Source organism: Actinopolymorpha pittospori (assembly GCF_014873875.1).
GTDB lineage: Bacteria > Actinomycetota > Actinomycetes > Propionibacteriales > Actinopolymorphaceae > Actinopolymorpha > Actinopolymorpha pittospori.
This window is the reverse complement of the sequence record NZ_JADBEM010000001.1, coordinates 3,130,615-3,146,201: the sequence shown is the minus strand read 5'-3', so window position 1 is coordinate 3,146,201 and position 15,587 is coordinate 3,130,615. Positions and strand designations below refer to the sequence as shown.

The following is a 15,587-nucleotide window of genomic DNA, read 5'->3' as shown; positions in this document are numbered from 1 at the left end:
ATGGATCCGTCCATGGCGTCACCCAGGCTGGCGCCACGGCGCGGACCCGTCACGGCGGCCGAGCGCTCCTTCGCGCCGGACCTCGCCCGTGGCGCGATGCTGCTGCTCATCGCCCTCGCCAACTCGCCCCTGTACCTCTACGGCCGACCCGTGGGGCGCCGCAGCCACCTGGCGGAGTCCGGCGTACTCGACCGGGCGGTGACGTTCCTCGTCGGCACCTTCGTCGACGGCCGGGCCTATCCGCTGTTCGCGTTCCTGCTCGGGTACGGCATCGTGCGCCTCGCCGACCGCCAGGTCGCGGCCGGCGCGACCATCGCCGACGTCGGCGCGGTCCTACGGCGGCGGCACATCGCGCTGGTGGCGTTCGGCTTCCTGCACGCGCTCCTGCTGTTCTCCGGCGACATCCTCGGCACCTACGGCCTGGCCGGGCTGGTGGTGTTCACCCTGCTCGGCGCGTCCGACCGCCGGCTGCTCGCGCTGACGGCGGCACTCCTGGTGCCGGTGATCGCGCTGGGTACGGGGTACGGACTGGCCCCGCTGCCCGGTGACACCGGCTATCCGGGCATGGCCGTGGCGGATCCCGTGGGCGCCCTGCTGGCCCGGCTGGCCAACTGGCTGCCGGCGACGCCGATCTCCGTGCTCGCCACCCTGGCGCCGATCGTCCTGGGGGTGTGGGCGGCGCGACGGCGACTCCTGGACGAGCCGGAACGCCACCTCGCCGTGCTCCGGCGTACCACGGTCGTCGGGATCACGGTCGCGGTGCTCGGTGGCCTCCCGCTGGCCCTGGTCATGGCGGGAGTGTGGACGTCGACGTCGTTCGCCGGTGACCTCACGCTCGGCGCGCTGCACACCCTCACGGGGTTGGCCGGCGGTGTCGGGTACGCCGCGGCGATCAGCCTGTTCGCGGGCGGTTTCCGTCGCCGTCGGATCGGTGCGGCTCTCGCCGCCTGCGGCCAGCGCTCGCTGTCCTGCTACCTCGCCCAGTCCGTCGTCTTCGTCGCGGTGTTGGCGCCGTACGCCGGCGGGCTCGGCGGCCGGCTCGGCAGCGCGGGTGTGGCCGTGGTCGCGATCGCGACCTGGGTGGCGACCGTCGTGGTCGCCGAGGTGTTTCAGCGCCACGGATGGCGCGGGCCGGCCGAGGTCGCCCTGCGCCGGCTCACCTACGGGCGCCAGCCCAGGTGAAGGTGGCTGGCGCCCTGACGAAGGTGGGCCCGGCCAGGCCGGCCCGGCCAGGCCGGTTCGGCTGGGCTCGACCGGTCCGCGTCAGTCGAGGTGCCGCTCGAAGCTGATCCACTCCCGCCGGACCCGGAAGCCGAGGCGTTCGTAGAGGCCGAGCGCACCGGTCGGGTTGACCGAGTCCACGCCCAGCGAGGCCTCGTCGTACCCCTCCGTCTTCGCCGCCGCCATGGTGCGGGTGAGCAGAGCCCGGGCGGCGCCGCGGCCTCGCCACTCACGTCGGGTGCCGACCTGCCCGATGTAACAGTCGCGGACACCGGTGGCGGCGGTGTCGGCTTCGTACTCGTAGGCGAGCACGTAGGCGGCTATCTGGTCGCCGTCGAGGAGGAGGTGGGACGTCTCCGCCCGGAACGCACGTGAACCCGTCATCCAGGTGGCCCACATGTCGGCATCACGTGGCTGGAATCCCCAGTGGTCGAGGAATGCCTCGTTGTGCGCGAGGCGGAGGGTCTCGTCGAGGTCGGCCGTGAAGCGGACGAGGGTGAGTCCCTCGGGTACGTCGGCGAGCGGGATCGGCTCGGCCAGGGAGCGTTCCATCCCGAAGAAGTAGCGGGCCGGCTCGAAGCCGAAGCTTCCGAGCATCGCGCGCAACCCGTCGTTGGTGGCGGCCGCACCGCAGGTCAGCGCGCCTGGGACGTGCGGGTTGCGCTCCAGGTGGACCTGCCGACCTCGCTCGCACAGCCACTCCTGCAGGCGCCGGCCGAGCCCACGCCGCCGCCACTGCGGATGGACGGCGCCCTCGATGCGGACGCGGTCGAGGCCCTGGGCACCGGGACGTCCCCACGCCACGGCGTACGCGATCATCCGTCCGTCGTGCCACAGCGACAGCGTGTCGTGGACGGGTTGGAGCGCGACGTCGGTCATCTCCTCGGCGAGGTCGTCCTCGTCGTAGTTCTCGCCGGTGTCGTCGACCGCCTCGACGGCCTTCACCAGAGCCGCCCAGGCGGCGACGTCCTCCTTGTCGATCGGACGTGCTTCGACGCCTTCGCCCCAGTCGCCACGGTCGGCGTGGGTGTCGCGGGTGTCATGGTCGGCACTCTCGCCGCGGTCGGCACCGGATCGCGGGTCGGTGGTCCTGGCCTCTGTCCCCATGGCGGGCAGCGTAGGGCCGTCCGCCCCCACAGACCAGGTGATTTTCCCCTCCTCCGCCCGGACCTCAGGTTTGTCCGGGCGGCGCGGCCGGCATATAGTCCACATGGACTAATTCGCACGGTTCAATTCGCCCGGTCTAATCCATTCGGAGTGTTCAGAGATGGTCGCAGTCGGTCAGCTCACCCCGCTCTCCCTGGCGGTCCTCGAGTTGCTGCACGAGCGCCCCATGCACCCCTACGAGATGCACCAGACGATGCGCGTCCGCCACACCGACCGGGTGGTCAACCTCAAGGCCGGCTCGCTCTACCACTCGGTCGAGCGGCTGGAGCGGTTGGGACTCGTCGAGATCACCGAGACCGTCCGGGCCGGCCGCCGCCCGGAGCGCACGGTGTACGCGGTGACCGACGCGGGCCGCGAGGCGTTCGCCGCCCAGGTGGCAGACCGACTGGGTACGCCGACCAAGGAGTTCCCCGGCTACCCGCTCGCGCTGAGCCTCGCGCACGCACTCGACCGCCGCACCGCACTGGTGGAGCTCACCCGCCGCCAACAGGAACTCGAGCACACCGTCGACTTCTATCGGCTGGCCACCGAGCGACTGCGCGACATGGGCCTGGAGGAGCGGTTCTGGCTGGACGTCAAGTACCTCCTGACGATGCGCGAGGCCGAGTTGGCGTGGACGGCCAACCTCATCGCCGAGATCGAGTCCGGGCGACTCGATTGGAAGCCCGACAAACGCTCCGAGCTCAGCGAGGTCATCGGCCCGTTCGACACCCCCACGTCGGGACGCCGCACCGCCAAGCCCACCGCCACCAAGCCCACCGCCGGTAACGGCGACACCAGCACGAACGGCACCACGAACGACAGGCTCGCCCCCGACGGCGGGCCCGGTGCCGGCTCCTCCAACGGAGCCGGCCCCGATCACCACACGAAGGAGACATCCGGATGAGCCAGCCGCCTCACCAGGGCTCGTCGACCGCACCGGTCAGAAAACCCTGGGCGGCCCTCGCCGCACTGTGCATCGGGTTCTTCATGATCATGCTCGACACCACGATCGTGAACGTCGCGATCCCCGCCATGATCAAGGGCCTGAACGCCAGCCTCACCGAGATCATCTGGATCAACAGCGTCTACCTGCTGACGTATGCCGTACCGCTGCTCCTCACCGGACGCCTCGGCGACCGCTTCGGGCCGAAACGGCTCTTCCTCGGTGGGCTCGTCGTCTTCACCGTGGCGTCCGCCGCGTGCGGCCTCGCCGGCCAGGCGAGCACGCTAATCATCGCCCGCGCTATCCAGGGACTCGGCGCCGCCGCGATGACGCCGCAGACGATGGCGTTCATCACGCGACTCTTCCCACCCAGCAAGCGCGGAGGCCCGATGGGCCTGTGGGGCGCGGTCGCCGGCGTGGCCACGATCACGGGGCCGCTGCTCGGCGGTGTGCTCGTGCAGACCCTCGGCTGGGAATGGATCTTCTTCGTCAACGTCCCGATCGGGATCGTCGGCATCGTGATGGCCGTGATCCTCGTTCCGGACTGGCAGCCCAGGAACAGCCACCGGTTCGACCCGATCGGAATCGCCCTGAGCAGCGTCGGCCTCTTCTGCGTCGTCTTCGGTCTGCAGGAGGGCCAGCGCTACGACTGGGGCGCCATCGCCGGGCCGATCACCGTCTTCGAGATCATCGGTTTCGGGGTGGTCCTGCTGGTGGCGTTCGTGGTGTGGCAGCGCGTCAACCGGCGGGAACCCCTGCTGCCACTGGGGGTCTTCTCCCACCGCAACTTCTCGATGGCCAACCTCGCCAACATCACCGTCGGCTTCACCATGGCCGGGATGTTCCTGCCGGTGGTGATCTACATCCAGTCCGTCCTGGGCTACTCCGCCATCCTGTCCGGACTCATCACCGCGCCCCTGTCGTTCGCCTCCGGCATCGTCGCGCCGTTCGCGGGGCGGCTGTCGGACCGGATCAGCGGCAAGTGGATCGTGGCGTTCGGTATCGCCGCGTTCGCCGCCGGCATCTGGGCGTTCACGCTCGTCGCGAAGTACGACAGTCCCGGTTGGACGCTCTCTCCGGCGTTCCTGCTGGCAGGCGTCGGTGTCGGCTGCATCTTCTCCCCGCTCGCCAACCTTGCGACCACCGGCCTCGACCCGCGGCTGATCGGTACGGGCTCGGGCATCTTCAACACCTCCCGCCAGGTGGGGAGCGTGATCGGCAGCGCGGCGATCGGCGTCCTGCTGCAAGCTCGCCTTGCGGTGGAGCTACCCGCCCAGGCCGCGACCGCGGCCCAGCGGGTCCCCGCTCCCTACCGTGAGCAGTTCGCCCACAGCTTCGACCAGGCCGCGGGCAGCACCGACTTCTCCGCCGCCGCCAACGCACCGTTGCCGGCCGGAATCCCGCCCGGTGCGGCCCACCAGATCCGGCTGCTCGGCCAGAGTGTCTTCGAGCACGCGTTCACCTCCGCCATGAAGACCGCACTGGTGCTGCCGATCCTGGTCCTGGTGCTGGGCGTGATCGCCTGCCTGCTGATGAACCGCAGGACGCCGCTCACCGGTACGCACGCTGAGGCCACGCCTGCCGGAGCCACCTCACACCGGTCCTGACCTCCCACCGCCGCCCGATGGCCAGGGGGCGGCGCCGTCGGGTCGACCACCCCGCCGGCGCTGCCCCCTGGTGTGTTCTCGACCGCTATCGCACCGCGCCGGACGCCAGACCGTTGACGATCAGGCGCTGGAACACCAGCACCAGGATCAGCGGCGGGATCACCGCGACGACGCCGGCGGCGGCCATCGAGGTGTAGGACACGTTGAGGTCGGTGGCGAAGTTCGCCGCGATCACCGGGACGGTCTGGGAGTACGTCGTACTGGTCAGGAACAACGCGAAGAGGAACTCGTTCCACGCCGTCATGAACGAGAAGATCGACGCCGCGACCAGGCCCGGTGTCGCGATCGGGAGGAAGACCGACCACATCATCCGCCACCATCCGCAGCCGTCCACCCGAGCCGCGTCCTCGATGTCGCCGGGGATGGTGCAGAAGTAGTCCTTCAGAATCCAGATCGTGAACGGCAACGAGAACGTCGTGTACGACAGGACCAGCGCGCCGTAGGTGTCGAGCAGGTCCAGGCGCCGCATCACCAGGTAGAAGGGCACGATGATCGCGACGCCCGGGACCATCCGGGTCGCGAGGTAGAACAGCAACAGCGCCTGGCTCCCCCGAAACTTCATCCGGGCGAAGGCGTAGGCGGCGGAGATGCCCAGGCCCAGGTTGAGCAGCGCCGTACTCGTCGCCACCACCGCGCTGTTGAACAGCGCCGGAGCGATGGCCTCCGCCGCCCGCGACCCGACCAGTGCCTGCGCGCCCTGCGGGTCGACGAAGGCGCGGTAGTTGTCCAGCGTCGGCCGCAGCGGTATCCACTGGGGTGGCGTGGAGAGGGCGTCGACCTCGTGCATGAAGCTGGTCGCGATGATCCAGTAGAACGGCACGATGATGTACAGCGCGAACAGCACCGCGAGGGTGTAGATGAGGATCCGGCGCCACGGAATCCGGCGCGCGCGCGGGCGCCCGGCCGGCACCGGTCCACGGACGCGATCCGATCCGCCCGCCGGGTCCGTGCCGGAGGTGCCGGAGTAGGAGGTCACCGCGCTCATACCTCGACCTTCCCCTTCCTGTACAGCAACGCGAGGTAGGCCACCGAGATCACCACGGTCACGAGCGTGATGACGTAGGCGTAGGCGTTGCCGAGACCGAAGTTCGTGTAGGTGAACGCCGTCCGCACGGTCAGCAGGGCGATGACGTTCGTGGCGTCGCCGGGCCCGCCGCCGGTGAGCACGTAGATCACGTCGAAGGCGCGGAACGCGTTCATCGTCTCCAGAATCAGGACGATCAGCAGTGGATGGGTGAGCCAGGGCAGCGTCACGTGGCGGAACCTCTGCAGCACTCCCGCCCGGTCCACCCGGGCCGCGTCGTACAGCTCGGTGGGGATGGTCTGCAGTCCGGCGAGCAGGATGATCACGGCCAGGGGCATGAGGTTCCACACCTCCGCGAGCGCGGCGACGAAGAACGCCACCACCGGCGAGGTCAGCCAGGCCTGGTAGCCGTCGGTCCAGCCGACACTGGTGAGGAAGCCGTTCAGGACACCGACCTTGGCGTCGAAGATCCACCGCCACATCAGTCCGTTGACGACACCCGGCATGGCCCAGGGCAGCAGCATCAGGCTCCGAAGCAGGCCACGCCCGTGGAAGACCTCGTTGAGCACGAGCGCGAGGCTGAGGCTCAGTACGAGCGTCAACGCGACCACGACGAGCGCGAACGCCGCCGAGACCCGGATCGAGGAGAGGAACGCCTCGTCCCGGAAGAGCGAGAGGTAGTTGCCGAGCCCCACGAAGCGCCGGGCACCGGGTTGCTTGAGGTTGTAGCGCTGCAGGCTCAGCCAGAACGAGTAGCCGATCGGGTACGCCACGAGCGCCGCGATCACGACCAGGGCGGGAAGGTTCATGACGTAGGCCCGCCAGCTGCCCCGCACCGCGGAGCGGGAGGCCCCACCGCGGGCCGGACGCGAGCGTGCGTCAGGGCTGGGTGCCGGCTCGATGGAAGTGGTCACGAGCCCACCTAGGAGTACTGCTTCGTGAGCCTGGTGGCCGTGTCGGCCATGCTCGCCACCGCGCCGGAGGGAGCCAGTTGGCCGGTGATGACCCGCTGGATCGCCTTCTGCCCTTCGGTCTCGAACTCGGTGTACCACGGTTCGGCGATCACCTTGCGAGGCCGAGCGATCTCCGCGAGCTGGGCGTAGACCTTCGGGTCGGCCCACTTGGCGAGTGCCGAGGTGATCTCCGGGTCGGACGCGAGTTCCTTGAAGGCGAAGCCGAGGCCCTGTTTCTGGAACCAGAACTTCGCGGTGTAGAGCCCGTCCTTCTCGTCGTACCCGCCGAGGTAGGACAGCAGCTTGTAGGCGTCGTCCCTGCGGTCGGTGTTGGCCGACAGGCAGTACATCCGGGTGTTGCTGACCGTGCCGTGCACCTTGCCGTCGAGACTGGGGACGAGCGCGAGCTTGGCCTTCCCTGCGACCTTGCTCTGCGCCGGGTCGTTGTACTTGCGCAGGCCGTAGCGTGCGCCCAGGGTGAAGGCGTACTTCCCGGCCATGAAGGCGGTGTCGAACGCCGGCGGCGGCAGTGTCGCGCTGGCCGGGTCGAGCACCTTCGACGTGCCGGCAACCTCCGCCAACCAGGTCAGCACGTCGCGGGCGACCGGCTCCGACGTCGCCATCACGGGCCGCATCCGGTCGTCGAAGAGGTTGCCGTCGCTGGCGAAGAGGAGTGCCCACCACCACGACCACCAGGTGTCGGACAGCTGTGCGGGAATGCCGATCGGGAACTCGAGGATCCCCTTCTGTTTCAGGGCGAGGGCCTGGTCCGCGAGTTGGTCCAGGCTCGCGGGCGGCGCGGAGAAGCCCGCCTTCTCCAGCAGTTCGGCGTTGTAGATCAGGCAGGTGGAGTCGGTGTAGTAAGGAACGCCGTATCGCTTTCCCTGGAAGGTCATCGTCTGCGCGTTGCCGGGATAGAGACCGTCGTAGATCCGATCGAGATCGGGCATGCCTTCCAGTGGCTGCAGGTATTCGGCGCCGATCCAGGCCGTCAGCGAGTCGTCGTAGACGTAGAGTGCGTCGGGATCTGTTCCGGCCGTGTATTCGGCCACGATCTTCTGCACGTACTGTGCGCTGGTGATGGGTGTGTAGTCGACCTTGATGTCGGGATTGAGCCGCACGAACCGGTCGACGTTCTCCTGCACCAGTGCGGATTCGAAATCCCAACCCTGGAACGCGAGAGTGCCGGAATCACCGCCGCTGTCACCGCGCCGGGCACCAGGTCTGCCACATCCGGTCAGGGTCGCGAGGGCGGACGCTCCGGCGCCCAACGTGCCGAGCTTCAGAAAATGACGACGATCGAGCTTCATGGTCGGACCTCCCAGGCTGAGACGACCGCTCACCGCACTCGGACGGTGCCGCAAGCTGTCATTGACGCGTAGGTACTGACCGTTGCCGATACCGCGGGGTTGCGAGAAAACGCTGCGAGCGACCCGGCATGTCACGTTGTTTACAAGGCGTTCACAGCCGCCCGCATCACATCTGGCGGGCAGCCTTCGTGCCGAAACTTGTTTCGAACGCTAGGGCATTCGAACTCGTTGCACAAGATCACCGTGTCGTCGCAGAGGATCATCGTCGGTGTTTGTACTTTCCTCCGTACACCGCCGCACGGCAGGATGAGGGGGTGAACGACGTTTCGACGAGCGCGGCGCTGACGGCGCGGCTGGGTGCCCGCACCGGACACTTTCTGCTGGAGTCGGGCTACCACGGCAACCTGTGGCTCGCCGACCTCGACGACCTGTTCCGGCGTCCGCGAGCCCTGTCTCCTCAGGTCGCCGAGCTTGCTCGGCTGATCTCGGCGTACGACGTCGACGGCGTCTGTGGCCCGTTGACGGGCGGTGCCTTCCTCGCCGCGCTGGTCGCCCGCGAACTCGACCTGGACTTCTGGTGGACCGAACGCACCAGGCCGCCCGACGCGGGTTCGCTGTACTCGGCGGAATACCGCCTACCGCCCGGCACCCGGCTGGAGGGCCGGCGGGTCGCCATCGTCGACGACGTCGTCAACGCGGGCTCGGCGGTGCGTGCGACCCAGGACAGCGTGCTGGCCGCCGGAGGGTCGCCGGTCGTGATCGGTGCGCTGCTGACGCTCGGGCCGAGTGCGGATCCCCCGGCCGCTCTCAGCGGGCTCCCGGTCGAGCGCCTCGCTCACGCGCACAGCGAACTCTGGGATCCCGCCACCTGCCCGAGATGTGCCGACGGATCGCCACTGACCGAGCCGGAGGCCGCGCGCTCGTCATGAGACCTTGACGCCGGTCGCCCTTCACCACGCCACCGAGGATCGAACCCCGGCAGGCTCAGTCCTCGGCCGCCACGCCGTCGCTGGTGAACTCCGCCGCGAGGAGTTCGGCGATCTGCGCGGTGTTGAGCGCCGCGCCCTTGCGGAGGTTGTCGCCGCTGACGAACATCTCCAGCTCACGCGGGTCGTCCAACGACTGCCGCAGCCGGCCGACCCAGGTCGGGTCGGTGCCCACGACGTCCGCGGGGGTCGGGAACTCCAGCCGCTCCGGCTCGTCGTAGAGCAGCAGGCCGGGCGAGTCGCGCAGGATCTCGCGTACCTCGCCGAGGTCCAACTCCCGCTCGAACCGCGCGTGGATCGCGAGCGAGTGGGTCGTGACGACCGGCACCCGCACGCAGGTCGCCGACACCGGCAGGTCGGGAATGCCGAGGATCTTGCGCGACTCGTTGCGGACCTTCAGCTCCTCGCTGGACCAGCCACCGTCACGCAGCGACCCGGCCCACGGGACGACGTTCAGCGCCAGCGGGGCCGGGAACGGCCCGAGGTCGTCGCCGACGATGCGGCGTACGTCGCCGGCCTGGGTGCCGATCTCGCGGTGGCCGGCGACCTTCGCGACCTGGTCGTACAGCGTGTCAATCCCGGCTTGACCGGCGCCCGACGCGGCCTGGTAGGAGGCCACCACGAGCTTGTCGAGGACATAGGCGCGGTGCAGCGCACCGAGCGCGACGATCATCGACAGCGTGGTGCAGTTGGGGTTGGCGATGATGCCGCGGGGGCGGTTTCGGATCTCCGCCGGGTTGACCTCGGGGACGACGAGCGGGACGTCGTCGTCCATCCGGAAGGCTCCGGAGTTGTCGACCACCACGGCGCCCTTCGCGGCGGCGATCGGCGCCCAGGCCGCGGACACCTCGTCCGGCACGTCGAACATCGCGACGTCGACACCCTCGAAGCACTCCTCCGACAGCGGGAGCACCTCGACCTCCTCACCGCGGACGGTGAGGAGGCGGCCCGCCGAACGGGCGGAGGCGATCAACCGGATCTCGCCCCAGACGTCCTGCCGGGTCGAGAGTAACTGCAACATGACGGACCCGACGGCGCCGGTCGCGCCGACGACCGCGAGGGTCGGCTGTCCCTGTCCGGCGACGTCGCCGCGCCGGACGTCGCTCATCGACCGGTCCCGCCGTAGACGACCGCCTCGACCTCTTCGGAGTCGAGGTCGAACGCGTGGTGGGCGGCGGCGACCGCGGCGTCGACCTCGTCCTCGTCGACCACGACCGACACCCGGATCTCGGAGGTCGAGATCATCTCGATGTTGACGCCCGCCTCCGCGACCGCCTGGAAGAACCGTGCGGCGACGCCCGGGTTGGTGCGCATGCCGGCACCGATCAGGGAGACCTTGCCGATCCGGTCGTCGTAGAGCAGTTGTTCGTAACCCACGGTGTCCTTGATCTTGGCGAGAGCGGTCATCGCCTGCTGGCCGTCGGCCCGCGGGAGGGTGAACGAGATGTCGGTGCGGCCGGTCGCCACGCCGGAGACGTTCTGGACGATCATGTCGATGTTGATCTCGGCGTCGGCCAGCGTCTTGAAGATACGGGCCGCCTCGCCCACCTTGTCGGGGACCGCGACCACCGTGATCTTGGCCTCGGTGCGGTCGTGCGAGACCCCGGAAATGATCGGCTGCTCCATCTGACTCTCCTCTGACACACTGGGCACGTCGACGACATGGGCCCGACGGGCCGCGTCGACGGTCTCCGCATCGGCCACCCAGGTGCCCACCTTGGTGCTGAACGACGACCGCACGTGGATCGGGATCTGGTAGCGGCGGGCGTACTCGACGCAACGGTGCAGCAGGATCTTCGTGCCGCAGGCCGCCATCTCCAACATCTCGGCGTAGCTGATCCGCGGGATCCGGCGAGCGGCCGGGACGATCCGCGGGTCGGCGGTGAAGACGCCGTCGACGTCGGTGTAGATCTCGCACACGTCGGCGCCGAGGGCGGCGGCCAGGGCCACTGCCGTCGTGTCGGACCCACCGCGACCGAGCGTGGTGATCTCCTTGGTGTCCTGCGAGACGCCCTGGAAGCCGGCGACGATCGCGATCGCGCCCTCGTCGAGCGCCTGGCGGATCCGGCCCGGCGTCACGTCGATGATCTTGGCTCGGCCGTGGTGGGACGTCGTGAGGACGCCCGCCTGACTGCCGGTGTAGGACTTCGCGATCTGGCCGAGGTTCTGGATCGCCATGGCCAGCAGAGCCATCGAGATACGCTCACCCGCGGTGAGCAGCATGTCGAACTCCCGCGGTGGCGGGAGCGGGGTGATCTGCTGTGCGAGATCACTGAGTTCGTCGGTGGTGTCGCCCATGGCCGAGACGACCACGACGACATCGTGGCCGGCCTTCTTCGTCGCCACAATGCGTTGCGCGACACGCTTGATGCATTGGGCATCGGCCACCGACGACCCGCCGTACTTCTGCACGACAAGGCCCACGGAACGCTCCTGCTCGGCGGATCGGAATCTCCGGAAACCGCGCCGACCCGAGCCCGGAGCGGCACCGTTACCGCGCACAGTCTAGCGAGCGCCCCAGGACGCGGCCGGACCCTCCGCCTTCGTAGGACCCGGCAAAGGGTCCGGAAGCTCCTAAGATGCCCCCGTGACGACCACCGCGGCACGCGAGGCGGCCCGGCTGACATCCGCCAGCCGGTGGCGCGGGGTCGTCCGGACCTGCCGGCCCCGCCAGTGGGTCAAGAACGTCCTGGTCCTGGCCGCCCCCGCCGCGGCGGGTGTCCTCGACCGGCCGAGCGCGATGCTCGACGTGCTGATCGCGTTCGTCAGCTTCTGCCTCGCCTCGAGCGGCACCTACCTCGTCAACGACGCCCGCGACGCGGTTGCCGACCGGGCCCACCCACGCAAGCGTCACCGTCCGGTCGCGGCGGGCATCGTCCCGGTCGCCCTCGCCTACCCACTCGGCGTCGTGCTCCTCGTCCTCGCGGTGGCCATGTCCCTGCTCACCCGTAGCTGGCTGCTCGGCCTGGTGATCGCGGCCTACGTCGCCCTGACGACGGCCTACTCGCTGTGGCTCAAGCACATGGCGATCATCGATCTGGTGAGCGTGGCGGCCGGCTTCGTGCTCCGCGCGATCGCGGGCGCCGCGGCGGTCCAGGTCGACGTGTCCAGCTGGTTCCTCACCGTGGCCACGCTCGGGTCGCTGTTCGTGGTGGCCGGCAAGCGGGAGGCCGAACTCCGCAACCTCGACCGTGGCGAGTCGCGGGCCGCCCTGCGGCACTACACGCGGGAGTTCCTGACCTACGTCCGGGCCACCACCTCCGGCGCGCTGCTCGTCGCCTACTGTCTGTGGGCGTTCGAGCTGCACGAAGGGCTGTCCAAGGTCGCGTTCGGGCTGTCGATCATCCCGTTCTCGGTCGGGATCCTGCGTTACGCCATGCTCATCGACGCGGGAGCCGGCGAGGCACCGGAGGAGATCATGTTCTCCGACCGGATGCTGCTGATCTCCGGCCTGCTCGTCGTGGCCGCGCTCGGGGTTGGTGTGTATGCCGTCTGAACGCCGAGCCCCCGAGTCGGCGGGCGCACCGGTCCTGTTGACCGGCTGGGGCCGCACGGCTCCGAGCGCCGCCCGGGTGGCCCGGCCGCGTTCCACCGGCGAGGTCGCCGCGCTGCTCGCCGACCCGCCGCCGCGTGGGGTGATCGCCCGGGGTCTCGGCCGGTCCTACGGCGACGCGGCGCAGGACGCCGGTGGGCTGGTCCTGGACTGCACCGCCCTGGCGCCTTCCCGGACCATCGACGCCGAGCACGGCATCGTCACCGCCTCCGCCGGGCTCAGCCTGGACCAGCTCATGCGCGACCTGCTTCCGCTCGGGTGGTTCGTGCCGGTCACCCCCGGCACCAGGCACGTCACCGTCGGCGGTGCCGTCGCCGCCGACGTGCACGGCAAGAACCACCACGTCGACGGCTCGTTCGGCTCCGCGCTGCTCTCGGTGACCCTCGTCCTTCCCGGCGGCAAGGTGGTCGCGGTCACCCCCGACGACGACCCGGACCTCTTCTGGGCCACCGTCGGCGGGATGGGACTCACCGGGATCATCACCGCCGCGACGTTCCGCTGCCTGCCGGTCCAGACGTCCCGGATGCGGGTCGACACCGAGCGCGCCGACAACCTCGACGAGGCGCTCGCGCTGATGGCGGCCACCGACGACCGTTACCACTACACCGTCGCCTGGATCGACCTGCTCGCCCGCGGGGACGCGATGGGCCGCAGCGTCCTGACCCGGGGCTGGCACGCCCGGCCCGACAAACTGGGCGCCCGGGCCGGCCGCGACCCGCTCCACTTCGACCCCCACCCTCGGCTGAGCGCGCCGCCGTGGATGCCGTCCGGGCTGCTCAACCGGGCCTCGGTGCGCGCCTTCAACGAGGTGTGGTTCCGCAAGGCACCGCACCTGCGCCGCGACGAGATCATGTCGATCCCGGCGTTCTTCCACCCCCTCGACGGGGTGCGGGGATGGAACCGCCTCTACGGCGGCCGCGGGTTCGTGCAGTACCAACTCGTGGTGCCCTTCGGCGCCGAGGACACGCTGCGCTCGATCGTGCGCGACCTCTCCTCCGCGGGAGTCGCGTCGTTCCTCGCCGTCCTGAAGAGGTTCGGCGAGGGCACCACCGGCGGGCTGTCCTTCCCGATGCCGGGATGGACGCTGGCGCTCGACATCCCCCTCGGTGACCGGCGTCTCGCGGCGATGCTGCGCGACTTCGACCACCGCCTCGTAGCGGCCGGCGGCCGGGTCTACCTCGCGAAGGACTCGACCCTGCGGCCCGACCTGCTGGAAGCGATGTATCCGAAGCTGCCGCGGTGGCGGCAGGTACGCGCCCGGGTGGACCCCGACGGCGTACTCCGTTCCGACCTCTCCCGCAGGCTCGGCCTGTGAGCCGGTGCCTGTGAGCCGGTGCCAGTGAGCCGTGCCTGTGAGCCGGCCAACCCACGTGAAAGGGATGATCGCGTCGTGAAGAACGCCGTGGGCGCCGTCGACACGGTGCTGCTGCTCGGCGGGCGGAGCGAGATCGGGCTCGCCATCGTCCGTCGTCTCGTCGAGGGTGGCGCGCGCAAGGTGCTGCTCGCCGTCCGGGGCGGCGAGCCCGACCCGGAGTCCGTACGCCGGCTGGAGTCGGCGGGCGCGAGCCTGGTCGAGGGCCTGGAGTTCGACGTCTCCCGCCCCGAGACGCACGAGGCGGTGGTCACGGCCGCGGTCGAGCGGCTCGGTGACCTCGACGTCGTGATCGACGCGGTCGGAGTGTTGGGCTCCACCTCCGCCTATGAGAAGGACCCTGCCTCGGCGGCGGACTCCGCCGTCGCCAACTTCGCGGGCCACGTCGGCATCGGGCTCGCCGTCGCGGCCCGGTTGCGCGAGCAGGGACACGGCACCTTCGTCGTCCTCTCCTCGGTCGCCGGCGTCCGGGTTCGCAGGGCCAACTACGTCTACGGGGCCGCGAAGGCCGGGCTGGACGGGTTCGCGCAGGGGCTGGGCGACGCGCTCAGCGGGTCCGGGGCGAAGGTGATGGTCGTCCGGCCGGGGTTCGTCCGTACGCAGATGACCGCGGGTATGCCGGACGCACCGTTCCCGACCGGACCGGAGGAGGTCGCGCAGGCGGTGGTCACCGGACTCGCCCAGGGACGCGAGACGGTCTGGGCCCCCGCCAAGCTCGCCGCCGTGTTCGGCGTTCTCCGGCTGCTGCCCCGGGCGGTGTGGCGTCGGATGCCCGCCTGAACGCGACGCGATCGTCCGTCGTGCCCACGATGCCCCTTGTCGAGCCGCCGAGATGGGTAGATTGCCCGGATGAGGCCGGTGATGAGGCTGTGGGGGCGGTTCGAGGCCGCCCTCGCCGAACTGGCGAAGTTCGGCACCGTCGGCGCGGCCGCGGCGGTCGTCGACATCCTCGGATCGAACCTGCTCCGGTTCGGTCTCGACCTGGGCCCGTTGACGTCCAAGACGATCTCGGTCGCCGTCGCCGCCAGCCTCGCGTTCCTCGGCAACAGGTTCTGGACCTGGCGGCACCGGGCCCGGACCAACCTCGCCCGTGAGTACCTCCTCTACTTCGCCCTGAACGCCGTCGGCCTGCTGATCGCCCTGCTGGTGGTGGGCTTCACCTTCTACGTCCTGCGGCTGCAGGGTCCGCTGGCGTACAACATCTCCGGCAACGTCGTCGGCCTCGGGCTCGGCACGCTCTTTCGGTTCTGGTCGTACCAGAAGTGGGTCTTCCTTCCTCCTGAATTGCCGCCCGTCGACCCGGCCACCGGGCTGCCGCATCCGACCGGGGCCCAGGAGCCGGTCGGCCCGCAGGCCCCGCCAGTGCCGCACGTGCCGCAGGTGCCGCAGGAGAAGTGACGCGAGATCGT

At 69.9% G+C, this 15,587-nt stretch carries 14 protein-coding genes; 8 read left to right on the top strand and 6 right to left on the bottom strand.

The window, feature by feature from the left end; translation table 11 throughout:
- Positions 1–12: 12 nt before the first annotated feature.
- On the top strand, positions 13–1,182 hold the full coding sequence (locus HEB94_RS14985) for a DUF418 domain-containing protein (protein WP_192750459.1): 1,170 nt from the start codon (positions 13–15) through the stop codon (positions 1,180–1,182).
- An 81-nt stretch (positions 1,183–1,263) separates the two neighbouring features.
- On the opposite strand, the gene HEB94_RS14980 is transcribed toward HEB94_RS14985, so the two are convergent.
- Complete coding sequence (locus HEB94_RS14980) at positions 1,264–2,328, bottom strand: GNAT family N-acetyltransferase (protein ID WP_192750458.1); 1,065 nt, start codon at positions 2,326–2,328, stop codon at positions 1,264–1,266.
- A 160-nt stretch (positions 2,329–2,488) separates the two neighbouring features.
- Between HEB94_RS14980 and HEB94_RS14975 the strand changes: the two genes are divergently transcribed.
- Together HEB94_RS14975 and HEB94_RS14970 are read left to right on the top strand one after the other, a co-directional pair.
- Positions 2,489–3,274, top strand: a complete 786-nt coding sequence (locus HEB94_RS14975; protein WP_192750457.1) for a PadR family transcriptional regulator — start codon at positions 2,489–2,491, stop codon at positions 3,272–3,274.
- Positions 3,271–4,920, top strand: a complete 1,650-nt coding sequence (locus HEB94_RS14970; RefSeq protein ID WP_192750456.1) for a DHA2 family efflux MFS transporter permease subunit — start codon at positions 3,271–3,273, stop codon at positions 4,918–4,920. Before HEB94_RS14975 ends, HEB94_RS14970 begins: the two co-directional genes overlap by 4 nt.
- A gap of 85 nt (positions 4,921–5,005) precedes the next feature.
- On the opposite strand, the gene HEB94_RS14965 is transcribed toward HEB94_RS14970, so the two are convergent.
- Genes HEB94_RS14965 through HEB94_RS14955 form a run of 3 tightly spaced genes read right to left on the bottom strand, consistent with a single transcriptional unit; the run spans position 5,006 to position 8,267 of the window.
- Positions 5,006–5,965 (bottom strand): carbohydrate ABC transporter permease, encoded by a 960-nt coding sequence (locus HEB94_RS14965; RefSeq protein WP_192750455.1) that lies wholly within the window; start codon positions 5,963–5,965, stop codon positions 5,006–5,008.
- On the bottom strand, positions 5,962–6,918 hold the full coding sequence (locus tag HEB94_RS14960) for an ABC transporter permease subunit (protein WP_192750454.1): 957 nt from the start codon (positions 6,916–6,918) through the stop codon (positions 5,962–5,964). Before HEB94_RS14960 ends, HEB94_RS14965 begins: the two co-directional genes overlap by 4 nt.
- A gap of 8 nt (positions 6,919–6,926) precedes the next feature.
- Entirely contained in the window at positions 6,927–8,267 is a 1,341-nt protein-coding gene (locus tag HEB94_RS14955; RefSeq protein ID WP_192750453.1) for an ABC transporter substrate-binding protein, read from the bottom strand.
- Between the two features lie 314 nt (positions 8,268–8,581).
- Between HEB94_RS14955 and HEB94_RS14950 the strand changes: the two genes are divergently transcribed.
- The gene (locus HEB94_RS14950; RefSeq protein ID WP_192750452.1) at positions 8,582–9,196 is read left to right on the top strand and encodes a phosphoribosyltransferase family protein; all 615 of its coding nucleotides are present in this window, start codon (positions 8,582–8,584) and stop codon (positions 9,194–9,196) included.
- 55 nt (positions 9,197–9,251) lie between these two features.
- On the opposite strand, the gene HEB94_RS14945 is transcribed toward HEB94_RS14950, so the two are convergent.
- Both HEB94_RS14945 and HEB94_RS14940 read right to left on the bottom strand, forming a co-directional pair.
- Positions 9,252–10,361, bottom strand: a complete 1,110-nt coding sequence (locus HEB94_RS14945) for an aspartate-semialdehyde dehydrogenase (RefSeq protein ID WP_192750451.1) — start codon at positions 10,359–10,361, stop codon at positions 9,252–9,254.
- A complete protein-coding gene (locus tag HEB94_RS14940; RefSeq protein ID WP_192750450.1) occupies positions 10,358–11,677 on the bottom strand; it encodes an aspartate kinase in 1,320 nt (439 codons plus the stop codon). Before HEB94_RS14940 ends, HEB94_RS14945 begins: the two co-directional genes overlap by 4 nt.
- 163 nt (positions 11,678–11,840) lie before the next feature.
- Here HEB94_RS14940 and HEB94_RS14935 point away from each other — a divergent pair, with 163 nt between their 5' ends.
- From HEB94_RS14935 to HEB94_RS14920, 4 genes are all read left to right on the top strand, one after another.
- Positions 11,841–12,749, top strand: a complete 909-nt coding sequence (locus HEB94_RS14935) for a decaprenyl-phosphate phosphoribosyltransferase (protein WP_192750449.1) — start codon at positions 11,841–11,843, stop codon at positions 12,747–12,749.
- On the top strand, positions 12,739–14,121 hold the full coding sequence (locus HEB94_RS14930; protein ID WP_192750448.1) for a decaprenylphosphoryl-beta-D-ribose oxidase: 1,383 nt from the start codon (positions 12,739–12,741) through the stop codon (positions 14,119–14,121). Before HEB94_RS14935 ends, HEB94_RS14930 begins: the two co-directional genes overlap by 11 nt.
- Before the next feature lie 75 nt (positions 14,122–14,196).
- Entirely contained in the window at positions 14,197–14,958 is a 762-nt protein-coding gene (locus HEB94_RS14925) for a decaprenylphospho-beta-D-erythro-pentofuranosid-2-ulose 2-reductase (protein WP_192750447.1), read from the top strand.
- A 69-nt stretch (positions 14,959–15,027) separates the two neighbouring features.
- Complete coding sequence (locus tag HEB94_RS14920) at positions 15,028–15,576, top strand: GtrA family protein (RefSeq protein ID WP_192750446.1); 549 nt, start codon at positions 15,028–15,030, stop codon at positions 15,574–15,576.
- Positions 15,577–15,587 lie beyond the last annotated feature (11 nt).